Genomic DNA, 22,365 nt, shown 5'->3' on the forward strand with positions numbered 1-22,365 from the left:
GTCCTCCGTCCCTAGGAATAGGGACGAAAGACCGGTTTGGCTTCCGCGGTACCACCCACGTTGTCTGTCTATGACAGACCGCTTGATTCACGGATAACGGTGTGAAAGACCGGATTCGCTACTACGACTTCACGAATCGTGCTCCCTGACGAGTTCACGGTTGTTACCGACTGGTTCGCACCTTCCACCAGCTCTCTTGACGGCACCTTTCCCCTACTACTTCAGTTCCATGCAATTGACTATCTTTTCCTAGTGTAATCTGTTTCTTCCTCAAGCGTCAACGCTTCCGTAAAATTTCCTCGATTTCTGCATGCGATCGTGCGACATGATCCGCTTGTTCTAGACGTTGTGTCGGCATCCGATCATCGAGAAGCGCAATCACTTCCATGCCTGCTGCTTTTGCGCCGATCATCCCGTTTGCAGCGTCTTCAATGACGAGACAATCTTCAGGCGCGTGCCCGATTCGTGATGCTGCAAGATGAAAAATCGCAGGATCAGGCTTTGAACGCACGACTTCTTCTCCACTGACGTAATGCGTGATTGGAAGCTCATAATGACGGATGACGCGTTCGATTTTTTGAAGCGAACTCGAGGAGGCAATCCCGATATCGTAACCAAGAGACGCCGCTTGCTCGATGACTTGTTTGACTCCCTCTTTTAAACCACATTCCTCCGGTTTTGCATGAATTTGAAACAACCGATGTTCTTCTTCTAGTAACGCACTAGCTGTTTCTTTTAGCTGATGCTGGGCGACAAGCTCTTCCCACATCTCATCACCTGTTTTTCCCATGAACGTCGCATACTGAACCGGGTCGAGCGGAATCGATAACGTTTTGAACATCTGCTGATGGACCTCAAAGTAGCGAATTTCACTATCTAAAATGACCCCATCCATATCAAAAATAAGACCTCGTTTTTTCAAGACACATCCCCCTCAATTGATCTATCATGATTTCAGCATATCAAAAAAACGACTACACGATGTAGTCGTTTCGCCTTCTTCATTTAGTTACTGTTTAACTTGTCGCCATTTGGACACTGGTTTGTCGGTAAGCTGGAAAATAATCCGAATCAGCATCTGACCCGTATCGTACACATAACTGATCGTATATGGCTGGTTGAAGAATGGATTTTCCTTGATGATACTCAAATAAACGATACCCTGTGTAACGGCATTTACTCTCAAAGAGACTATCCCGTTCTTGATATCCACCCCCGAGATGTTGTTCGACGAGACCGCGTGCTTTCGCCTGAAGAATCGCTTCGTACTCGAGTCGCTGATTCGGGAACATCTTCGCTTCGTCCCGCTTACAACCAATCAAATGACCGTGGGCATATTCTTTTCCGAGCAATACGAAGTATCCACCAACAGGTTCTCCGTCGATTTCCGCAATCAGTAACAATGGCTCACAGAGTGAATTTGCTTCAAATAATTGCTCAAAATATGTCGTGGTAAAATAGTAATGAGCCGAAGCATTCTTCCGATCCATCGTTTCATGATACAACGCCACAAAAATAGGTAGGTCGTCTCGCGTTCCTGTTCTAACGGTTAAAGGAGAGGCAAGCGATTTGCGAATCATACTTCTCGTCTTCTTATGAAATGTCTGCATGATGTCCTCTAGTGAAGGGCGTAAATCGATACTCGTCGTATGACGGATGAAGGAGACTTTTGTCCAATCCCGCATGAAACGTTCATTACCTGTCAATGGATTAAAGCGAATCATTTCCGAGACGATCGCTTCTCGTTTTGCCCACCTTTCAAACAATAAGCGTGCATGCCGCATTTCAGTCGTAGTCAGTTGACCGATGATTTCCGGTCCACCATAGCCATACGGCGTGATGAGATCTGAATAAGGCGTATCAAAAATCCGGCGTTTCAGAAATGGATAGAACATTGTTCCTACATCACCTTCATAACGGAATAGCACCGCTTGCTCAGCTGGTCTAGCATTGAGCGTGACGTATTGGTGACTGTAGAAGATATCAAGAGGCTGTTGCTGTACATGCGTCGTCCAAGTTGCGGCATCTGTGATGAATTGACACCTTTCCATTCGTGCACCTCCAGTCAAAAAGAAGCAACGTTCATATGACCTTTCTTTTTCAAGTTCTTGATTAGAAAGTACCCGTTTCTTTGCCGAAATATTCCATATTATTAAATGTTTATTTTATGATTTTGGAACGAATGACGTAACAAAAGACAGCGGATCTAATGTCCACTGTCTCACAAATGATGCTCATGAGGTGATTTTAGGAATAGCACGAAGGAAGACGACGCCTGCTAACAGGATCAATCCAATCAATGTCAAGAAGACCGCTGACATACCGGATACATCGTAGATCAACCCTCCAACAGTCGGACTGATCATCCGCCCCGCTGAAGCAGCAATATTGACGTACCCTTGGAATTCTCCTTCTTTTCCGATCGGCGCGAGTCTCGCCGCCATAGCAGGAACTGCTGGCCAGATGAACATCTCACCAATCGTCAGGATGATTATCGCGACGAGGAACATCTTGAAGCCGCCTGCGAACGGAACGATCAGATAAGACAAGAGGAAGATTCCTGTACCGGTCATCAATTGTCGCTTTAAGTCATCTCCAAACCAACGAAGAATTGGTGTTAGTAAAGGTTGTGCGAACACGATGAGTGCTCCGTTGATCGTCCAAAGAATCGAGTACTCGGAAATCGTGACACCGAGCGATTTCGTGTGTACGGCAAAGGTTCCTTGCCATTGCACATAAACGAACCAAAGTAAGGCATAACCAATCGAAACGAGCAACATCGTCCGTGCCGCACCGCGTGCAAGGGGTGTGCGTGTCGTTTCGATTTCGTCATGCGCCGCATGCATCCGCGCCGGTGCCTGAATCCAGGACAAACCAACGAACAAAATGATGGCAAAGGCGATGTAGAGGACGAGATTGGCGATGAAGATGTACTGAATCGAAAAGGCAGCGATTTGACCACTGACTGCTGTCCCGAGCGCTACACCGACGTTTTGTGCGACATAGATCGCATTAAAGGCACGGCGCCCGCCTTCCGGCCAGATGACACCCGTCATCGCGTAGATCGTCGGAAAAACCATCCCACCGACGAATCCAATCAATCCAAGCATCGCGACGTATCCGAGGTACGTCTGATGAAACAGCAACAAGCCGACGGAAGACAGGACAAGTCCGATGACACTGATGACAAGCGTCTTCTTGCCACCGAGACGGTCAAACGCTTTTCCACCTAAGTAGTTTCCGACGATTGCTAAGGCCGAGTTGACGAACAATGCCATCCCTGCTTTTGTCATCGACTCTCCTAAATATTCATGAATATATAATGTATTAAACGGCCATAAAAAAGAGGATCCCGTCGTATTGATGGCCATCGCAAGGACGAGGATCCAGACCGCTTTTGGTAATTTTGGCATACCTGTGGTCCTCCTATTTCATTCTCAACCTTGCCACTTTACGCAATCCGTCCCCTAACTGTCAAGCCACTTCGCTTTTCGTCAACGAATCAAAAAATGATATAATGCAGAAAGAATCTTGCACATACTGAACCATTACTAGAAAAACAGACCATAGGAACAGGAGTCTATGCCATGTCACTTGCCCGTGTACTACCTTATACGAAACAATTACTCGAGTCCGTTATCGAACCGGGAGACTGCGTCGTCGATATGACTGCCGGAAATGGACATGATACACAGTTTTTAGCAGAACGCGTCGGTCCAGAAGGAAGGGTTCTTGCGTTCGACGTCCAGGCACAAGCCATCGAGGAATCGACGCGACGTCTCGACGAAGCCGGAATGTTAGCACGCGTCGACCTTTATCATGAAAGCCACATCCATGTCGGTGCCCGTCTTTCGGACGAACAACGTCCTGTCCGCGCCGGTGTCTTCAATCTCGGATACCTGCCTGGAAGCGACAAATCAATCACGACGACAGGAGAAGAGACGCTCGAAGCACTCGATGCCCTCCTCCCGGTCCTCGCTCCCGGCGGTCTTGTCGTCCTCGTCGTCTATCACGGTCACCTGGAAGGAAAACGGGAACGCGACGCTGTCCTTGATTACGTCACAGCCCTTGATCAGCAAGATTATGCCGTTCTCCAGTACCGTTTCTTGAATCAACAAAATCATCCCCCGTTCATCATCGCGATCGAGAAAAAAGTACGCGGATGATGGGACACAAAAAAGTGATGCCCTTTTTTAGAGGCATCACTTTTGTTATTTCATTCTTCAACAAGCTTAAAGAACAACATTAATTTTTCTGCAAACCGTGTGTTCAACCGTTCGAAACTAAAATGCGGAAATCCGTGTAGACGTTGTAAGTAAATCTGATCGCCACCCATTTTCCGGCATACTTCAAGCGTCAACTTGACGTCTGCGAACTGATCGTCCGGTGCATAAAAACAAGCCAAATTCACACGCGGCAGTTTTTTTCGTTCCTCGTCATGTAAGACGATCTCTTCTTCGATTTCCCGGTACTGCGCATAGGTCAGTTCACCGATGCGAACGGTATCTTCCGTACTTTGACCAAACGGCAACGTACCGAGTGGCGCATCGGGTCGGAAACGATCAAATGCACTTGCAAAGACTTGTTTGACGCCTCCGAGTTGTTTTGTCGGATGCCAATCAAACAACGGTGAAATGAACGACAGACTGGCGACAGGTAATTCATATTCTTGCAACAGGCGATTGACAACGAGTGCGCCCATGCTACAGGCGACAATATGAATCGGTAGCTTGCGTTTCCCGGCTTCACGTAATGCTTTTTTTAACAGTTGACCATGCTCTTCAAACGAGATGCGACGTGGTGCGTCGACAAGTAATACTTCATACTCTCGTTCGAGTACCCGAATCAAGGCTTCACTCGGACGGGCACGCAGTTGTAACGGATAGACTAATACGATGATTCCTGTTGGTTGTTCAACCACAAACTCACCTCTTCACTTCATACTTCTTTTTTACGATACCTTATTTCAAACGCACACGAAACCGTCCCAAGACGGATTTCATGAGGCGACATGGCGAAGACGAATGACAGATTCTACTTGCCCAAAGACTTCTTCCGTCATCTCACTGAGTTCTTCAAAACCGAATGAGGTTAAGAACTGACGTGCTTTATAGTTACGTGCCTCCACGTATACTTCGAGTGGGACGGCTCCTTGTCGTTCGAGTTCACGGATCAGCCGTCGTCCGATTCCGTTTTGCTGATATTTCGGCAAGACGTACAGACGAATGATCTCCCACGTTCCCTCAACATCAACAGCATGAATGAAACCGACGATTTCCTCATCGATGATTCCGACATAAAAATACTCTCCCCGTGCTTCTTCCGCCGTCCGGATCGCACGAACGACTTCTTCTTGCGGATACGCCTCCTGCACGAAATGCGCTTTCGAGCGCTCGGAATAGATTTCTGCATACGTATCCAACCAAGATGTGACGGCAATGTCATGAATACGTCCTGCATCAGCTGGAATAGCTTCGCGTATTTCCATAATCGGAACCCCCCTTTGTATTCATACGAATCGACTCATGTACTTTTACCCTCTTCTAGAAAAAACATTCGTTTCCTGCAAAGTTCCACGGAAACAAAAAAGTCCGAAAACCTGCGTAGGGTTTTCGGACTTTTTGATTATGCGAAACGTTTTGCTTGTTCTTCAAGAACTGCTGCTTTATCTGTTTGCTCCCATGGAAGCTCAACATCTGTACGACCGAAGTGACCGTATGCAGCTGTTTGACGATAGATCGGACGACGGAGATCAAGCATGTTGATGATTCCAGCCGGACGAAGATCGAAGTTTTCAGCAACCAATTCGACGAGTTGCGCTTCAGGAAGTTTTCCTGTACCGAATGTGTCAACCGCGATTGATACTGGGTGCGCGACACCGATTGCGTACGCAAGTTGAACTTCTGCTTTGTCTGCAAGACCTGCAGCAACGAGGTTCTTCGCGACGTAACGTGCTGCGTATGCAGCTGAACGGTCGACTTTTGTTGGATCTTTACCTGAGAATGCTCCACCGCCGTGGCGTGCGTATCCACCATACGTATCAACGATGATCTTACGACCCGTCAATCCAGCATCTCCTTGTGGTCCGCCGATGACGAAACGACCAGTTGGGTTGATGAAGAATTTCGTTGCTGCGTCGATGTATTCAGCCGGGATGACCGGTGTGATGACGTGTTCTTTCAAGTCAGCTTGGATTTGCTCAAGCGTGACTTCTTCTGCATGTTGTGTCGAGATGACGATCGTATCGACACGAACCGGCTCGTTGTTCTCGTTGTATTCGACCGTGACTTGTGTTTTTCCGTCCGGACGAAGGTAGTCGAGTTGACCGTTTTTACGCACTTCTGCCAAACGGCGTGCGAGACGGTGTGAAAGCGAGATTGGAAGTGGCATGAGTTCTGGTGTTTCTTTCGTTGCGTAACCGAACATGAGACCTTGGTCTCCTGCACCGATTGCATCGATTTCTGCATCAGACATGCTACCTTCACGTGCTTCAAGCGCTTGGTCGACACCAAGAGCGATGTCTGCTGATTGCTCATCGATTGATGTCAATACAGCACACGTGTCCGCGTCAAAACCGTATTTCGCGCGTGTATAACCGATTTCACGAATCGTTTCACGGACGACTTTTGGAATGTCGACGTAAGTCGATGTCGTGATTTCACCTGCAACGAGAACGAGACCTGTTGTAACAGAAGTTTCTGCCGCAACACGCGCGTTTGGATCCGCTGCGAGGATTGCATCAAGAATTGAATCCGAAATTTGGTCACAGATTTTATCTGGATGACCTTCAGTGACTGACTCCGACGTGAATAGTCGGCGATTAAGGTTTGTCATGTATGACCCTCCCAAAAAAGAATTTGACGGTGTACTCATTTCCCCTAGTTGAGTGGGACGGTAAAATGAAAAAAACCTTTCCGAGTCCAAAAAATGGTCAGGGAAAGGTTGTGCGTTCTTCCTTTACCCTCTTATCGTTCGAAGTGTTTACTTCGCTTCAGGAGAGCACCTTTTCCCTCATTAATATGTGAATTAATGTAGGACGGTTGCCGGGTTTCTTCGGGCCTTGTTCCCTCCACCTGCTCAGAATAAGAGTATCCGTTACGAATTACATGATATAAAGTTGTACCTACTCTGTCAAGCAAGGTTTCAAATTCTAGTCGAAACTTTTTGAAAGAGATGTTAAACTGTTAATGCTGAAAGCGTTTCCAGATAAATAGAAATCAGCATTAGAAAATGATTGCTCTCTCTTTAGTATGTCATATATAATAAATGTGTCATACTAAATACAGTGAGCCAAAACCAACGTAGGGGAAAGGTGGGGTCAGGATGCCGATGACGGTCCTGAATATCGAAGAACTACTCAAGAAAGAGCATGTGTTCAAACAACTATCTGTTGCTGAACTTGTCGAACATGCGATTCGAAACGAAGAAGGTGTCCTTGCTGAGAACGGCGCATTATCTGTAGAAACGGGGAAATTTACAGGTCGTTCACCAAAAGATAAGTTCATCGTCCGTGATTCTTCCTGCGAGTCTCACATTGATTGGGGGCATGTCAACCAACCAATGGATGGAGACAAATTTGAACAATTGTTGCAAAAGGTTCTTCGTTACATGAACGAAGCCGATCAGCTCTATTACACAGAAGCTGCTGCTGGGGCAGATACGCACTTCACCCTTCCGGTCCGTGTGCTCACACAATATGCTTGGCATAACCTGTTTGCCAAACAACTCTTTTTACGCGAGTATCCTGAAGTGGCTGCCTTCGAACCGTTCACGGTCGTCTATGCGCCACATTTCAAAGCAGATCCTGCCGTTGACGGAACGAACTCCGAAACGTTCATCGCGATGTCGTTCGAACATCGGATCGTTTTGATCGGTGGAACCGAATATGCGGGCGAAATCAAAAAATCCATCTTTTCCGTCATGAACTATCTCTTGCCACAAGAAAATGTCCTTTCGATGCACTGCTCGGCAAACGTCGGACACGAAGGCGACGTTGCCTTGTTCTTCGGTCTATCTGGTACTGGTAAGACCACCCTGTCAGCAGACGATAGTCGTCAATTGATTGGTGACGACGAACACGGTTGGTCGCACGACGGTGTCTTCAACATCGAAGGTGGATGTTATGCGAAGACGGTCAATCTATCACGTGAAAAAGAACCGCAAATCTTTGACGCGATCCGTTTTGGAACCGTCCTTGAAAACGTCGTGCTCGACGAAGCCCGTCATCCTGATTACGATGACACATCGTTGACGGAAAATACGCGTGCTGCTTATCCGATCACTGCAATCGATAATATCGCTGTTCCGTCACGTGCTGGTCACCCGAAGACGATCGTTTTCTTGACGGCTGATGCGTACGGTGTCTTGCCTCCGATCAGTAAATTGACGAAAGAACAAGCGATGTATCACTTCCTATCAGGATATACATCAAAACTCGCCGGAACAGAACGCGGTGTCACGGAACCGGAAGCAACATTCTCAACATGCTTCGGTTCACCGTTCCTTCCACTGATGCCTGAAAAATATGCGACGATGCTCGGCGAATTGATTGATCGTCATGGTGTCACTGTTTATCTCGTCAACACAGGCTGGACAGGTGGTGCTTACGGAACAGGTAGTCGCATGAAGCTATCGTATACACGGACGATGGTCAATGCTGCCGTCAACGGCACACTCGCAACGATTCCAACAGAAGAACATCCGATTTTCGGACTTCATATGCCACTTGAAGTTCCAGGTGTTCCAAGCGAGTTACTCAATCCGGTACGCGTCTGGTCGAATCCGGACGAATACGACACACAAGCGCGGTCGCTTGCTGAGAAATTCCAACACAATTTCCTTCGCTTCGAAAGTGCGACGGATGCGATCAAGTCAGCTGGTCCACGCCTATAAAAAAAGAGCCTTCGGGCTCTTTTTTTATAGGATAGAATCCGTTCTTTCTTGAAGATGTGTTTCTTTTTGTTTAAGCCATTCCTGACTTTCTGCTAGTAGAGCATAGGCTCGTGGAAGTGAGACACCTAAACGTTGACTGAGCAGTTCAAACTGATCGAAATCACCGCGATCTGCACTGATCGCAAGCACTAAACAATCCCGAAACGGATGATCTTTTCCTTGCAGAACGACCTTCAGAGAATCTTCAATTGGCAGTTGGTCGATGATGTCGTCGATATCCACAGATAACAGCGCATCTATGTGTGATAACAGACCGATCATATAAGCACTCTCCGGCTTTAACGTACACGTCTCTTTCGCAAATAACTCACAAAGTTTTGCGCAGTGCAAGGAAGACCGAAGTAACTCATTTGACCATTCGTAAGGACTAGCAAGCTTCATCTCACGCAAGACGATTAACGAAATCCAGCTTTTGAGTTGTGAGAAGCCAAGTAGTGAAATGGCTTGTCGAACAGAGCTGACTGTATTGCGTAATCCCATTCCCGGAGAATTGATCAATTGTAGTACTTGAATACTGATATAAGGATTTGCTTCAATCTCATCAATGACTTCATCGTATTTTTCATCCGTATCGAGCCATTTTAGCATCTTCAGCAATACCGGCAATTGAGGAGGGACAGCTTTTCCCTTCATCAACATTGGCTTAGCGTAAAAATAGCCTTGAAACCAGTCATATCCCATGTCAAGACAACGTGTATGATCCTCATGTGTCTCGACTCGTTCGGCAAGCATCTTAATATGGGGATAATTACGCCGGACAATATGCAAAATCGCACTTTGCTCGCGAGTGGGAATCGCTTCGATGTCGATTTTAATTAAATCAATTAGTGCGAATAATTCTGTTCCATGTTGACGAAGTAAATCGGTCACAAAATCATCGAGTGCTAGTGTAAAACCTGCTTCTTTCCAACTGTGCAGCACAGATAACATCTCTGTATCGATATCGACAGTTTCTAAAATTTCGATGACGAACCGACTTGGATCTAAATAGTGAATCAGATCACTTTTCAAGAGATCCGCTGTAAAGTTGACGAAAAGTTTTTTTCCTTCAGCGACATGTTCCACACCCATATGAACGAGTGTATTCGTTAATACATCCATAGTTGCTAGATCACCATCAAATACATTCATTTGTTTGACGGAACGATACAGCAACTCAAATGCATCAACTGCTCCGATTCGGTCAACGATGGGTTGACGTGCTAGTAAGATATCCATCGTCCTCCATCCCCCTCTACATTACTCATATGGTTCTAATTATATCAAAATTTATTTTTTAGGAAGTTTATTGTTTTTTACAACGAATCAATATTCTTTTTTTCCCATTATGTATGTAAGTCAGATTCTTTAGCTGACAAAAAAACCGATACGACATTCGTCGTACCGGTTACATCATCGATTATAGATACCAGTCTCAAACCAATTCAACACATTCTGCGTCACACGCAACTTCTCATGAATCGGAAATTGATGGGCGTAGGCGTAGGTCTGAAGCATCGTTTTTTCGGAATGACTCGCGGCATAAGCCGTCGCGTGTCGTAAACGAACGTTTTCATCATACGCACCGTGAATCAACAATACTTCACCTTGAGGTTCGACATGGAGCGGCGAGCGAACCGCGTATGCATCAGGAACCGTGTCTGGTGTACCTCCCGTGTATCGCCGCAGCATCTTTTGCATCGTCTTCTGCTCTTCATACGTCCACGTCAACTCCGTCACCCCTGCCCAAGACACCGTTCGAGCGACTGGACGGTGATGCGCAAGGAGCAACGCCATCTGTCCACCACGTGAAAATCCAAATGCGTGAACATGCGAGACCCGTTGCTGCAACCAGTCAAAGGCACTGCAGGCGTCTTCGATATCGTGATGACCGAAGTCTTCTTTTCCCGTACCGCCTAGATTCCCTCGATAGAAAGGTGCCATGACAAAAAAGCCTGCCTGTGCGAACGCGAGCAGTCGTGTCGGTCGGACCATTCCGATCGAACGCGTTCCACCACGCAAGTAGAGAATTCCCTGACCGTTCGCGACTTGCGGGAGTACGATATAGGCACCGACCCTTTCTCCGTCCGCTGTGGTATAAAACATCCGAAACGTCCGAAACGGACCTTGCCGCGGAAGTTCAAACCAATCGGCGTTCGCTAAGTACACGGAGCGTCTCCGGAAGGACACGGTCCTTCATCATAAAGCTGTATTGTCGATTCGTATCGAGACGATCAGGGAGTTCCTCGAATAGAAAAGCACCATCTGTTTCATCCACGGCAAGATGAGACGACAATGATCCGATTTGCGCGAAATAGATGTTTTTGATGATCGTATCGCCTTTTCCGGCAACACGATATTGTCCGACATATGAGAGAGAATCGATTTTCCCACCCGTCTCTTCCATCACTTCACGACGTGCGGCTTCTTCTGCCGTTTCACCCGGTTCAACCTTTCCACCAGGAAATTCGTAACCACGCTGCTTATGATGGGTCAGTAACCATTTTCCTTCGTACACGGCAATGACCCACACGTGCAAAGGACGATCCGAGAACGGATGGTCATCAAAACTTAACTCTACTTGATTTTGATAATAATCCAAGAATGTAATCACGTACGTGCACCTCATTTCTTCTTCTAACTTCACTTTACCTGTTTCACGGGTATTCTAAAAGTGAAAACGCTAGGATTACCTGTAAATCTGGAAAATGATAGCCTACTATCATCCGGTAAACAAAAAACAGCCGATGTTCCACTAAGGAACAATCGACTGTCGTTTTACATTACTTCAAACGTGCTTCGAGTTCTGCTTTTTCTGCTTCGAATCCTGGTTTCCCAAGAAGAGCGAACATGTTTTTCTTGTACGCTTCGACGCCTGGCTGATCAAATGGGTTCACTCCGAGGAGGTAACCACTCATCGCACAAGCTTTTTCGAAGAAGTAGAACAGGAATCCGAGGTGATACGGTGTCATCTCTGGAAGTTCGACTGTCAAGTTCGGTACTTGTCCGTCCGTGTGCGCAAGCAACGTACCTTCTGCCGCTTTATCGTTGACGAATTGAATTGACTTACCTGCAAGGAAGTTCAATCCATCGAGATCCTGAGCATCTTCTTCAACAGTCAACGCATGACGCGCTTGACCGACTTTGATGACTGTCTCGAACAGGTCACGACGACCTTCTTGGACGTATTGTCCCATCGAGTGGAGATCCGTCGAGAAGTCGACTGCTGCTGGGAAGATTCCTTTGAAGTCTTTTCCTTCTGACTCGCCGTATAATTGTTTCCACCACTCCGATACATAATGAAGTGCTGGTTCGTAGTTGACGAGAAGCTCGATCGTCTTCCCTTTCGCATAGAGCGCATTTCGTACGACCGCGTATTGATACGCTTCGTTGTCAGCTAGGTTTTCGCTCGCATAGCGCTCTTGCGCATCACGGGCACCTTGCATCAACTCTTCAATTGAAATACCAGCTGCTGCGATTGGTAATAGACCAACCGGTGTCAAAACAGAGAAACGACCGCCGACATCGTCCGGAATGACGAATGTTTCATATCCTTCAGAGTCTGCGAGTGTTTTTAATGCACCACGCGCTTTATCCGTCGTTGCATAAATCCGGTGTTTTGCTTCTGCTTTACCGTATTTCTCTTCCATGAACGATTTCAAGAGACGGAACGAAATTGCTGGTTCTGTCGTCGTACCCGATTTCGAGATGATGTTGACCGATACATCTTTTCCTTCGAGGACTTCGAATAAATCGTGCAGATACGTCGATGAGATATTATGTCCTGCATAGATGATTTGTGGTGCTTTGCGATCTTCTTTTGATAACAAGTTATGGAATGAGTGTCCGAGCATCTCGATCGCAGCACGCGCTCCGAGATATGAACCGCCGATTCCGACGACTAACAACACATCAGAATCCGACTTGATTTTTTCTGCAGACGCTTGAATACGTGCAAACTCCGCTTGATCGTAGTTCGTCGGAAGATCCACCCATCCTAAGAAATCACTTCCTGCGCCTGTTCCTGCATGAATCGCATGGTGAAGCGTCTTTACCGTTTCCGCCATATGATCTACTTCATGTTGACCTACGAATTGTAGGGCTTTCGAATAATCAAAACGTACTGTTGACATGCCATCGTCCTCCTTATTCATTCGCAACGAAATGCGACCTTCCTTTTCATTAAAACGCAAGAAGGAAGGTCGTTCAAGTCTTTTGTGAAATGAGTAGCAAATGTTACAGATTGTTATAGGGCAGCTGTCACGATTTGACGAACGTCTTCGTTTCCAAGTGATTTGAAGTTTCCGAAGTCGCCGCGTGTCATTGCTGACTTGACGATTGCGTCAACTGTATCTTCTTTGATGTCGTAATCAGCAAGACGATTCGGTGCACCGAGTGATGTCCAGAAAGCACTGATTGCGTCGATTGTCGCGTGTGCTGCTTCCATCTCTGATTTACCTTCCGTATCGACGTTAAAGACGTTCTCACCGAGTGTGACGAAACGATGTGCGTTTGATTCGTCGAGTACGTGGCGCATCCAGTTCGGGAAGAGGATCGCGAGTCCACCTGCGTGCGGGATATCGTGAACAGCTGAGACAGCATGCTCGATGTTGTGTGATGCCCAGTCGCCGCGTGCGCCCATTTGAAGGACACCGTTGAGTGCCATCGTACCAGCGAAGAGAATCGTGCCACGAAGTTCAACGTTCTCGAGATCGTTGACGAGTTTTGGTGCTGCTTCGACGACTGCTTTCATGACACCTTCTGTCATCCGTTCTTGGACCGGTGCATGCGCAGGGTGGAAGTATTGCTCGAGGCAGTGGCTCATCATATCGACGATACCGTAGATTGTTTGATCTTTTGGCACACTGACCGTGTACTTCGGATCAAGGATTGAGAATGTTGGGAACGTAAGCGGGCTACCCCAACCGTACTTCTCTTGTGTCTTCCAGTTCGTGATGACGGATCCTGAGTTCATCTCAGAACCTGTTGCTGCAAGCGTCAAGACTGTTCCGAATGGGATGACTGTTTCTGGTGTTGCTTTGCCGATGACGAGATCCCATGCTTCGCCTTCATAAGGAATACCAGCAGCAATCAATTTCGTGCAGTCGATGACAGAACCGCCACCGAGTGCAAGCAATGCGTCAACGCCTGCTTCACGTGCGATTTTGATACCGCGCTCTGCTGTCTCGATACGCGGGTTCGGTTCGACACCGTCGCATTCGACGTACTCGATTCCTGCCGCGTTGAGTTCACGTGTGACATCATCATAGACGCCGTTACGTTTAATACTGCCGCCACCGAAGACGAGCATGACTTTCTTTGCACCGAGTGCTTCGAGTTGTGGTTTCAGTTGGCTGACTTGACCGTCACCAAAAATAAGTCTTGTTGGATTGCGATATTCAAAGTTTTCCATCTGTGTTGCCTCCTCAATAAGTAATGAACACCTTACATTATCCACACATTCCCCTTTCGCATCTAATTTAATGCTTATTCTATGTAAAAATCGCATAAAAAAAGAGAACCGACCGATGTCGATTCTCTCATGTGGCTTATTTTTGGAAGTTTGATTTTTCAATCCATTCTTCCAATTTACCTTTAAGAACGTTGAATCCAGGTGCTTCTTCTTGTTTGAAAGCAGGACCTGCATCGCGACGTCCAGCGTTTTTGCGTGGACCTTTCGCGCGTGCTTCACGTTTTGGAGCTTCCTGAGTTGCTTTGATCGAAAGCTTCATTTTTTTGTTAGCTTCGTCGATGTCGAGAACTTTAACAGTTACTTCATCGCCAACTTTTACGTAATCGTTGATGTCTTTTACGTAATCGTGTGAGATTTCTGAGATGTGGACGAGACCTTGTGTTTGCTCGTCAAGTGCTACGAAAGCACCGAAGTTTTGAATACCAGTTACTTTACCAGTAACGACTTGGTCTTTTTCAAAGTTTGCCATAATGTATACACTCCCTAACTAAATTCATCAACTTATAATAACACACTTTTCTTGTATCGTAAAAAATATTTTTGGAATTTGTTTATTTTTTATTTCACAAGGGAACATTTTAATAGCAAGACTTCAAGTATTCCCCCTGATTCTGCCGAACTTTCCGAGTTCGGCCCTTTTTTTGTTCTTTTGCTCAATTGACCTAAGTGACAAAGAAAAGTAATGCTTGAAACGAGAAAGACGAAAAACAGATAAGACTATCAAAAAAACGGACAGTCTCGGTCTGCTCGCTTTCCGCGGACAAGCCCTCATGCCGCTTCAGATGCGTCGCATCTTCCAGGGTCATGATGACTTGTTTTTCCGCAGGAGTCGAGCAGAACCTCACCTGTCCTAGCGTAAAGGAAATATAGAGTAGAAGCAATCATCAATTGATTACTTACAGATCGTCGAATCCATTCGCATCCGTTACTTTCGCATACGAACGTGATTTTTGTTCGAAGAAGTCTGATTTCGTCGCGTTCATCGAATCATCTGAATACGCACGAATCCATGGCATGACGTCTTCGTCGTGCCCTTCATAGAGATCCGACAAACCGATGACGCGAAGGCGTTTGTTCGCGAGATATTTAACGTAATCACGCATCTCACTGACATCAAGTCCGTCTAAATCACGTAAAACGTATTCGCTCCACTCGATTTCAAGATCAACGGCACGCTTGAACGTGTCATAAACGAATTGTGTGAATGAGCCATCGGCATCAATTTCCGGATGCTCCGACAAGACAGCACGTAACAATTGGCTGATGAAGTACGAATGTTGCAATTCATCACGTTGAATATAACTGATCATCGTCGATGTTCCGACCATCTTTTGGTGACGTGCTAAGTTATAGAAGAAGGCAAAGCCTGAATAGAAGTTGATTCCTTCAAGAACGATCGAAGCAACGAGCGATTTCGCGAAGTTCTCTGGAGTCCGGTCATTTTGGAAATCTTCGTATAAATCAAGAATGAATGCATTACGCTTCATGACCATGTCATCGTCTTTCGCAATATCAAAAATCCGGTTTTGTTCAGCCAATGGAACTAAGCTGGATAAGACGTAGCTGTACGATTGATTATGCACGACTTCCTGTTGCGCGATGATCGCGAGAATCGCATGAACGGACGAATCCGACGTGAACATTGCCGATTCCAAGATATAACGTGTCTGAACCGAGTCAAGGATCGAGAGTAGTCCGATGATTCGTTTGAATGCATCCTGTTCCCGTTCGCTTAATTGATTCCACTGTTGCATGTCCTTCGACATCGAGATCTCATCTGGGATCCAGAAGTTCGATAATAGTTGTTTGTAAATCGAATAAAACTGTGGATACGCAATGTCGTTCCAGTTGACGATGGCACTCGTTTCGCCACCGATGATCGCTGTCGCGCGATTCGGATGACGTGCATCAAGCAGTTTGATTTTTTGTAGCTGTTCCATGTGCTTCGACTCCTTCTTGCTGTAATTGAAGAATGGTCCGTTTCGTCCATTCCTTGACGAGATGTGGGCGATTGCGTGGTGACTGTTCGATTTTCAACAGTTCTCCGGCAAGCGGTACACCGAATTTCGAGAGATGATAGGCCATCTCATCAACGGCGCGACAATATTTGACGAACATCTTGTCCCCTGTTCCAAAAACAGCTGCCTGCGGAATCGCATGCGAACTCTCCTTTAGAACGGTTCTGAGACAATCGCGCATATCGTCGGGTAGTTGCCCATCTCCCCACGTATACGAACCAAAATAGACGATATCATAAGGCATTAACTGATACGTCGTCACTTCGTCTGCAAACAACATCGTCGGCTCGATTCCCATCTCAGAACACGTCTTCGCGACGAGTTCTGCCACCTCCTCCGTGTTTCCACTCAATGACGCATATACGATTGCTGCCTTCATGATATCGTCCTCCTTATCTTATGATGAACACGATTCACATTCGTCGATCTCAACCGTCGTTGAACGCGTGTAGTAGATCGTCTTCATCCCGAGTTGCCATGCTTCCATGTGCATCTCGAGTAATTCTTTCGCCTTGACGTTATTTTTCACGTACAGATTGAAACTGATCGCTTGGTCGATGTGACGCTGACGCGAAGCATTTTGACGAATGCTCCATAGCTGGTCAATCTCAAACGCTGATTTATAGAACCAGTTCGTTTCCGGTGTCAAATCTGGAACAGTGACTGGAATCTTATAGTTTTTCTTCTCTTCCGAGTAAACTTTTTTGTAGATTGGATCAATCGATGCTGTACTACCCGCAATGATCGCCGTCGATGAGTTCGGTGCGACTGCCATCAAGTATGCGTTACGCATTCCATACGCCGTGATGTCGGCTTGGAGACGATCCCAATCGAGTTCATCCGTCGTTTTGTAGTGGCGACGTTTGATGTACTCTCCTGTTTGCCATTCCGAACCTTCGAAGAGACGGTACGCGCCCTTCTCTTTCGCAAGTTGCATCGACGCATCGATCGTCAAGTAAGCGATTTTCTCGTAAAGACGGTCTGCGTATTGTACCGCTTCGACCGATTCCCAACGGATGCCTTCGAGTGCGAGTAGATGGTGCCAACCGAACGTCCCAAGACCAACGGCACGGTATTTTTGATTCGTCAATTGTGCTTGCGGGACATCGATCGTATTCAAGTCGATGACGTTATCAAGCATCCGCATTTGAATCGGAATCAATCGCTCGAGGACGTCAGAACGAACTGCACGCGCAAGTGCGATCGATGACAAGTTACAGACGACGAAGTCCCCTGGTGTCTTCGTGACGATGATCTTACCGTCTTCCGTGTATTCTTCCGTCACGGTCGTCGGGCTCATGTTCTGCATGATTTCCGAGCAAAGGTTTGACGAGTAGATCATCCCTGCATGTTTATTCGGATTCGCACGGTTAACGGCGTCACGGAAGAACATGTATGGCGTCCCTGTCTCAAGTTGCGAACGCATGTAGCGTTTGACGAGATCGATTGCTGGAACTGTTTTTTTGCTGAGGCGTGGCTCGTTGACACATGCTTCGTATCGTTCCGTGAAGCTGCCACCTTGTTCCGTCTCATCGAAGTAATCCTCGAGACTAAAGCCCATGACTGTCCGAATTTCGTGTGGGTCAAATAAATGCCAGTCTTCTCGTGCTTCGACGGCACGCATGAAACAGTCCGGTAAGTTGACGCCTGTGAACAAGTCGTGTGTCCGAAGTCGCTCATCCCCGTTGTTGAGCTTCGCGTCCAGGAACTCGAGAATATCCTTATGCCAGATGTCGAGATACACCGCGATCGATCCTTGGCGCATACCGAGCTGGTCGACGCTGACTGCCGTGTTGTTCAATTGTTTCATCCACGGGATGACACCGCTTGAGACGCCTTTGAAGCCTTTGATGTCTGATCCGCGTGAGCGAATCTTACCCATGTAGACGCCGATTCCGCCGCCACCTTTAGAAAGTGTCGCCACGTCCGTGTTCGAGTCGTAGATGCCACGTAGCGAATCATCGACTGTATCGATGAAACATGAAGAAAGTTGACCGTAAGACTTACCAGCGTTCGAAAGCGTCGGAGTCGCAACTGTCATGTAGAGATTCGACAATGCCCAGTAAGACTCTTTGACGAGTTCTAAACGACGTTCTTTCGGTTCGTTCTGCATCAGTGTCATCGCGATGACCATGAATCGTTCTTGTGGTAGCTCGTACAAGTTTTTGACGTGATCACGTGCGAGGTACCGGTCTGCCAGTGTTCGAAGACCAATGTATGTGAACAAGTGGTCGCGGGATGGATCGATCGTTGCCGACAGTTCGTTGATGTCTTCCTTCGAATACGCATCTAGTAAATGTTTCGTGAAGATGCCGATTTCTGTCAGTTTTTCAATCAGCGTATACAGCGAACCATACCGTTCTTCTGCTGCATATCCGCGATTTTCACCTGCTTCAAGGTATAACCGATTTAAGTAAGTCGCTGTCGCTACGAATGTCCAGTTCGGCTCTTCTGCCTTTAACATATCGAGTGCGTGCATCGTTAACAGTTCATAGACTTGATCGGCTTGTAGGGATTTTCCTTCAAGCGCTCGGATGGCACGTTCAGTATAGCGGTCGATATCAAGTTCCGGATACGTTTCCGTCGCCTGTCGGATCACGACATATACGTCTTCTATTGTCATTGCACCCTTAAAGATGCGTGCTGTATTCAGTGGAGATGCCACTATGAACCACTCCCATTCTCTATCGTTAAACAGGTTCGCATTACACAATGAAATACGCTAAACTAAAAAAAGACGTCCTACATATAGAAAGGACTCTACAAGTATCACTCTATATATAGACGTTTTAGCCGTTTTTAAACCTGTTAATGTACAAGATATAGGTTATCACTGAAATTCAAAAAAATAACCCCTTGCTTTGAAATTCAGGTCAAACAATTTGAAAAAGGCATCATGACGCCTTTTGAGATATATTGAGATAGCGAGTAAAATGCATTATAAGGTCAAGTGAACCGTTAAAATAAAGATGGTCCATTTCTCCTACTAGAAGAAAAATATTCTCTTCGAATTTTCTGATATACTGAACGTATCGATCTTCCGTCTATCAGGAAGAAGGATTCCATCCATCTATCACGAAAAGACGGCATATACGTATGTACGTTGAAAGGAGCTTACCTCATGCAAGTCGATTACACACCAAATCCGAATTCCGTCAAAATCACGCTCGAAGAACAGCGCTTCGGTGCTAAAAGTACGAGTGTCAAAAAAGAAGATACACCTGAAGATGCGTTGCTCGCATCATTGATCGCTCTCGATGGCATCGACAATCTGTTCGCTTACGGCGACTTCGTGACGGTTACGAAAGAACCAGAAGCAGAATGGAACGAACTGCTACCACGCATTGAAGCAAACATGTAAAAAACAAGAAGACACCTGTTCCTGGACAGGTGTCTTTGTTCAAGGAGCGATCACTGATGCCAACCGTATCCATCATCATTCCGACGTACAATCGTCCTCGTGAATTAGCAGAAGCGCTAGAAGCGTTGACGCGTCAACACTATCAAGACTTCGAAGTCATCGTCTTAAACAATAATGGAGACGATGTCTCAGCAGTGACGACTGCGTATCAGGACCGTCTTCAACTGACCTATGTCGAGTTACCTGAAAACCACCATGTTCGTGCTCGAAATCATGGTGTCACGCTCGCTTCCGGTCGGTATATCTTACTTCATGACGATGACGACCTCTTATTGCCGAGTCACCTCGAAGAAGCGGTCGGCGATCTCGAAGCTGGTGCCGACCTCACCTATACGGACGCGGAACTCTTTACGTACCGTTGGGAAGAGGATCACCGGATTGCAATCGATTCTGAGCCATTCGCGTATCCGTACGATCCGGAGACGATTCGAGAAGACTCGACGTATATTCCGTCCGGGTCACTCTACCGTAAATCGCTCCACGATCAACTTGGTCCATTTGATGAGGACGTCTTCAACTACTGGGACTGGGATTGGATCTTACGCGTCGGCAAGGATCATTTAATACTGCATCCGGCGCGCGCGACCGTCTTATATGCTTTCAATCCGTCGGGTAATCATGAATCCGCGCGTCAGGATGCAGCGCGTCGCGTCTTTTTTGAACGCCTCGTTGAAAAACACCAACTTCCGACAAATGAAATGAAGAACTTCCATATCGTCCAGGCTGAGCGACGCGCACGATTGCGCCAGACCCGCCGTACCTTCAATGGTCAATTGACAGAAAGTGAGTGATCCCATGTACACCGAAAAACAACTCGAATTATTAGCATTATTAACACAAAATGGTCCGATGGACGTGGACTTGCTTGCGCAAATGCTCGACTGGGAAGCGTCAGAAGTAGCAGCTTCCATCGAGACATTCAAACGCGACGGTGTCCTACTCGGTTACACCGCTGTCATCGACTGGCAAAAGATTCATGCCCATCATGGCGTGACAGCTTTCATCGATGTCAAAGTCACACCAAAACGCGGACGCGGTTTTGACGAGGTAGCGGAGCGCATCCATCGTTTCCCGGAAGTGACGTCCCTTTATCTGATGTCGGGCGCATATGACTTACAAGTCGTACTTGATGGCAAATCGCTACAAGAAGTCTCTCAATTCGTCTCGGAAAAATTATCGACGCTCGACTCCGTCATCTCGACGACGACCCATTTCCGCTTGAAGACCTACAAGCACGATGGTGTCCTCTTCAGTCAGGATGATGACGACAAACGATTGAAGGTGTCTCCATGAAGTCTCTATCTGAACGTGTCGAACAGTTAGCCCCATCCGGCATCCGTCGTTTCTTTGATTTAGCAGGATCGATGGAAGACGTCATCTCCCTTGGTGTCGGCGAACCTGATTTCGTCACGCCATGGAATGTTCGCGAAGCGAGCTTCGCAGCACTCGAGCAAGGCTATACAGCGTATAGTGCCAACGCCGGTTTACTAGAGTTACGTCAGGAAATCGCGCTTTACATGCAAGAAAAATTCGCCATCTCCTATTCGACGACGGAGGAGATCATCGTCACGACTGGAGCCTCAGAAGGACTCGACCTTGCGTTTCGTAGTTTGATCAATCCCGGTGATGAAGTCATCGTCGTCGAACCGGCATTCGTCTCGTATGCCCCTTTGATTGAACTCGCTGGTGGCATTCCTGTCGCCGCTGCGTGTCATGCAGAAGACGGTTTTGCGATTCAACCGGAAACGATCGAACAATTGCTGACAGATAAGACGAAAGCGATCATCTTCTGTTTCCCATCGAATCCGACAGGCTCGACGATGTCGCGCGATCAATTAGCGGACCTAGCGTTACTCGTCCAAAAGCATGATCTATATGTCATCAGTGACGAAATCTATGCGGAACTGTCCTACGAAACGGAAGCGATCTGCTTCGCGACCCTTCCCGGTATGCGAGAGCGGACGATCATCATCAACGGTTTCTCGAAAGCCTTCGCGATGACAGGATGGCGGCTCGGTTTCACTTGTGCGCCACCTGCAATCACACAATCGATGCTGAAGGTCCATCAATACGGGATGATGTGTGCCCCGACACTCGTTCAATTCGCGGGCATTGAAGCACTGCGTTCTCGTCATAAAACTGTCCCTGACATGGTGACGAGTTATCGTCAACGCCGGAACTACTTCGTTAAGGCGTTAAACGATGCAGGTCTCCCAACACACTTACCAGGTGGCGCCTTCTATGCCTTTCCGTACATCGGTCATACCGGACTGACGAGTGAACAGTTTGCTGAGCAACTACTACTCGCTGAGCGCGTCGCCGTCGTTCCAGGATCCGTCTTCGGAGCAAGCGGTGAAGGTTATGTCCGGGCAAGTTATGCAAGTTCGATTGAACAACTCCAAGAAGCGATCGCTCGCATTCAGCGCTTCATGAAAAAATGGCAGACTCAAGATGAGGCAGCATCGTCTCATTCACATTAAAAAAAATGATCCGCCTTGCTCAAAAGAGCAGGCGGATCATTT

Annotated in this window: 21 protein-coding genes, 1 riboswitch and 1 other annotated feature; of the genes, 6 read left to right on the forward strand and 15 right to left on the reverse strand. The window is 47.0% G+C overall.

What is annotated here, in order from left to right; all coding sequences use genetic code 11:
• Positions 1-16: 16 nt before the first annotated feature.
• Positions 17-239 (reverse strand) — a binding site (T-box leader).
• A gap of 38 nt (positions 240-277) precedes the next feature.
• From B3G15_RS10780 to B3G15_RS10790, 3 genes are all read right to left on the reverse strand, one after another.
• Positions 278-922, reverse strand: a complete 645-nt coding sequence (locus tag B3G15_RS10780) for an HAD family hydrolase (RefSeq protein ID WP_290720810.1) — start codon at positions 920-922, stop codon at positions 278-280.
• 94 nt (positions 923-1,016) lie between these two features.
• Positions 1,017-2,051, reverse strand: a complete 1,035-nt coding sequence (locus B3G15_RS10785) for a peptidoglycan bridge formation glycyltransferase FemA/FemB family protein (protein WP_290720813.1) — start codon at positions 2,049-2,051, stop codon at positions 1,017-1,019.
• A 183-nt stretch (positions 2,052-2,234) separates the two neighbouring features.
• Entirely contained in the window at positions 2,235-3,413 is a 1,179-nt protein-coding gene (locus tag B3G15_RS10790) for an MDR family MFS transporter (protein ID WP_290720815.1), read from the reverse strand.
• Between the two features lie 153 nt (positions 3,414-3,566).
• On the opposite strand from B3G15_RS10790, the gene B3G15_RS10795 reads away from it, so the two are divergent.
• Positions 3,567-4,166: a class I SAM-dependent methyltransferase gene (locus B3G15_RS10795; protein ID WP_255343803.1), complete on the forward strand. Its 600-nt coding sequence runs from the start codon at positions 3,567-3,569 to the stop codon at positions 4,164-4,166.
• A 50-nt stretch (positions 4,167-4,216) separates the two neighbouring features.
• Here B3G15_RS10795 and B3G15_RS10800 read toward each other — a convergent pair whose 3' ends face one another.
• The 3 genes from B3G15_RS10800 to metK form a co-directional block, all read right to left on the reverse strand.
• On the reverse strand, positions 4,217-4,921 hold the full coding sequence (locus B3G15_RS10800; RefSeq protein WP_290720818.1) for an alpha/beta hydrolase: 705 nt from the start codon (positions 4,919-4,921) through the stop codon (positions 4,217-4,219).
• Between the two features lie 78 nt (positions 4,922-4,999).
• Positions 5,000-5,488, reverse strand: coding sequence for a GNAT family N-acetyltransferase (locus B3G15_RS10805; RefSeq protein ID WP_023469107.1), 489 nt, complete (start codon positions 5,486-5,488; stop codon positions 5,000-5,002).
• A 137-nt stretch (positions 5,489-5,625) separates the two neighbouring features.
• The gene (metK, locus tag B3G15_RS10810; protein ID WP_023469108.1) at positions 5,626-6,834 is read right to left on the reverse strand and encodes a methionine adenosyltransferase; all 1,209 of its coding nucleotides are present in this window, start codon (positions 6,832-6,834) and stop codon (positions 5,626-5,628) included.
• 128 nt (positions 6,835-6,962) lie between these two features.
• A riboswitch (SAM riboswitch) is annotated at positions 6,963-7,089 on the reverse strand.
• A 234-nt stretch (positions 7,090-7,323) separates the two neighbouring features.
• Here metK and pckA point away from each other — a divergent pair.
• Positions 7,324-8,892 carry a phosphoenolpyruvate carboxykinase (ATP) gene (gene pckA / locus B3G15_RS10815; RefSeq protein ID WP_195864591.1) on the forward strand — a complete coding sequence of 523 codons (1,569 nt, stop codon included), beginning with the start codon at positions 7,324-7,326 and terminating at the stop codon, positions 8,890-8,892.
• Between the two features lie 24 nt (positions 8,893-8,916).
• Here pckA and B3G15_RS10820 read toward each other — a convergent pair whose 3' ends face one another.
• The 9 genes from B3G15_RS10820 to B3G15_RS10860 form a co-directional block, all read right to left on the reverse strand.
• Positions 8,917-10,170 (reverse strand): EAL and HDOD domain-containing protein, encoded by a 1,254-nt coding sequence (locus tag B3G15_RS10820; RefSeq protein WP_290720822.1) that lies wholly within the window; start codon positions 10,168-10,170, stop codon positions 8,917-8,919.
• A gap of 174 nt (positions 10,171-10,344) precedes the next feature.
• Positions 10,345-11,100, reverse strand: coding sequence for an alpha/beta hydrolase family protein (locus B3G15_RS10825; RefSeq protein WP_290720825.1), 756 nt, complete (start codon positions 11,098-11,100; stop codon positions 10,345-10,347).
• Positions 11,072-11,545: an RNA deprotection pyrophosphohydrolase gene (ytkD, locus tag B3G15_RS10830; RefSeq protein WP_047393467.1), complete on the reverse strand. Its 474-nt coding sequence runs from the start codon at positions 11,543-11,545 to the stop codon at positions 11,072-11,074. Before ytkD ends, B3G15_RS10825 begins: the two co-directional genes overlap by 29 nt.
• 169 nt (positions 11,546-11,714) lie before the next feature.
• Positions 11,715-13,064, reverse strand: coding sequence for a glucose-6-phosphate isomerase (locus B3G15_RS10835; protein WP_050678632.1), 1,350 nt, complete (start codon positions 13,062-13,064; stop codon positions 11,715-11,717).
• 113 nt (positions 13,065-13,177) lie between these two features.
• Positions 13,178-14,344, reverse strand: coding sequence for an iron-containing alcohol dehydrogenase (locus tag B3G15_RS10840; protein ID WP_023469114.1), 1,167 nt, complete (start codon positions 14,342-14,344; stop codon positions 13,178-13,180).
• Positions 14,345-14,480: 136 nt separating this feature from the next.
• Positions 14,481-14,873 (reverse strand): S1 domain-containing post-transcriptional regulator GSP13, encoded by a 393-nt coding sequence (yugI, locus tag B3G15_RS10845; RefSeq protein ID WP_012371159.1) that lies wholly within the window; start codon positions 14,871-14,873, stop codon positions 14,481-14,483.
• Positions 14,874-15,300: 427 nt separating this feature from the next.
• Positions 15,301-16,344, reverse strand: a complete 1,044-nt coding sequence (locus tag B3G15_RS10850; RefSeq protein ID WP_035406099.1) for a ribonucleotide-diphosphate reductase subunit beta — start codon at positions 16,342-16,344, stop codon at positions 15,301-15,303.
• Positions 16,313-16,801 (reverse strand): flavodoxin domain-containing protein, encoded by a 489-nt coding sequence (locus B3G15_RS10855; RefSeq protein ID WP_023469116.1) that lies wholly within the window; start codon positions 16,799-16,801, stop codon positions 16,313-16,315. Before B3G15_RS10855 ends, B3G15_RS10850 begins: the two co-directional genes overlap by 32 nt.
• 18 nt (positions 16,802-16,819) lie before the next feature.
• Positions 16,820-19,087, reverse strand: coding sequence for a ribonucleoside-diphosphate reductase subunit alpha (locus tag B3G15_RS10860; RefSeq protein WP_290720836.1), 2,268 nt, complete (start codon positions 19,085-19,087; stop codon positions 16,820-16,822).
• A 456-nt stretch (positions 19,088-19,543) separates the two neighbouring features.
• Here B3G15_RS10860 and B3G15_RS10865 point away from each other — a divergent pair, with 456 nt between their 5' ends.
• From B3G15_RS10865 to B3G15_RS10880, 4 genes are read left to right on the forward strand one after another with little or no spacing between them, the layout of a single operon-like run.
• Positions 19,544-19,783 (forward strand): NifU N-terminal domain-containing protein, encoded by a 240-nt coding sequence (locus B3G15_RS10865; protein ID WP_023469118.1) that lies wholly within the window; start codon positions 19,544-19,546, stop codon positions 19,781-19,783.
• Positions 19,784-19,839: 56 nt separating this feature from the next.
• Entirely contained in the window at positions 19,840-20,634 is a 795-nt protein-coding gene (locus B3G15_RS10870) for a glycosyltransferase family 2 protein (protein ID WP_133207639.1), read from the forward strand.
• Positions 20,635-20,638: 4 nt separating this feature from the next.
• Positions 20,639-21,136, forward strand: a complete 498-nt coding sequence (locus B3G15_RS10875) for an Lrp/AsnC family transcriptional regulator (RefSeq protein ID WP_050678638.1) — start codon at positions 20,639-20,641, stop codon at positions 21,134-21,136.
• Positions 21,133-22,323 (forward strand): aminotransferase, encoded by a 1,191-nt coding sequence (locus tag B3G15_RS10880; protein ID WP_058713852.1) that lies wholly within the window; start codon positions 21,133-21,135, stop codon positions 22,321-22,323. Before B3G15_RS10875 ends, B3G15_RS10880 begins: the two co-directional genes overlap by 4 nt.
• Positions 22,324-22,365 lie beyond the last annotated feature (42 nt).

The organism is Exiguobacterium sp. UBA1053, from assembly GCF_002316465.1.
GTDB classification, from domain to species: domain Bacteria; phylum Bacillota; class Bacilli; order Exiguobacteriales; family Exiguobacteriaceae; genus Exiguobacterium_A; species Exiguobacterium_A abrahamii.

Coding starts and splice junctions, on each gene's coding strand:
- B3G15_RS10880 (WP_058713852.1), top strand. CDS start 21,133: ATGAAGTCTCTATCTGAACGTGTCGAACAGTTAGCCCCATCCGGCATC.
- metK (WP_023469108.1), bottom strand. CDS start 6,834: ATGACAAACCTTAATCGCCGACTATTCACGTCGGAGTCAGTCACTGAA.
- B3G15_RS10790 (WP_290720815.1), bottom strand. CDS start 3,413: ATGCCAAAATTACCAAAAGCGGTCTGGATCCTCGTCCTTGCGATGGCC.
- B3G15_RS10805 (WP_023469107.1), bottom strand. CDS start 5,488: ATGGAAATACGCGAAGCTATTCCAGCTGATGCAGGACGTATTCATGAC.
- yugI (WP_012371159.1), bottom strand. CDS start 14,873: ATGGCAAACTTTGAAAAAGACCAAGTCGTTACTGGTAAAGTAACTGGT.
- B3G15_RS10855 (WP_023469116.1), bottom strand. CDS start 16,801: ATGAAGGCAGCAATCGTATATGCGTCATTGAGTGGAAACACGGAGGAG.
- B3G15_RS10840 (WP_023469114.1), bottom strand. CDS start 14,344: ATGGAAAACTTTGAATATCGCAATCCAACAAGACTTATTTTTGGTGAC.
- B3G15_RS10875 (WP_050678638.1), top strand. CDS start 20,639: ATGTACACCGAAAAACAACTCGAATTATTAGCATTATTAACACAAAAT.
- B3G15_RS10870 (WP_133207639.1), top strand. CDS start 19,840: ATGCCAACCGTATCCATCATCATTCCGACGTACAATCGTCCTCGTGAA.
- B3G15_RS10850 (WP_035406099.1), bottom strand. CDS start 16,344: ATGGAACAGCTACAAAAAATCAAACTGCTTGATGCACGTCATCCGAAT.
- B3G15_RS10835 (WP_050678632.1), bottom strand. CDS start 13,064: ATGTCAACAGTACGTTTTGATTATTCGAAAGCCCTACAATTCGTAGGT.
- B3G15_RS10865 (WP_023469118.1), top strand. CDS start 19,544: ATGCAAGTCGATTACACACCAAATCCGAATTCCGTCAAAATCACGCTC.
- B3G15_RS10785 (WP_290720813.1), bottom strand. CDS start 2,051: ATGGAAAGGTGTCAATTCATCACAGATGCCGCAACTTGGACGACGCAT.
- B3G15_RS10820 (WP_290720822.1), bottom strand. CDS start 10,170: ATGGATATCTTACTAGCACGTCAACCCATCGTTGACCGAATCGGAGCA.
- pckA (WP_195864591.1), top strand. CDS start 7,324: ATGCCGATGACGGTCCTGAATATCGAAGAACTACTCAAGAAAGAGCAT.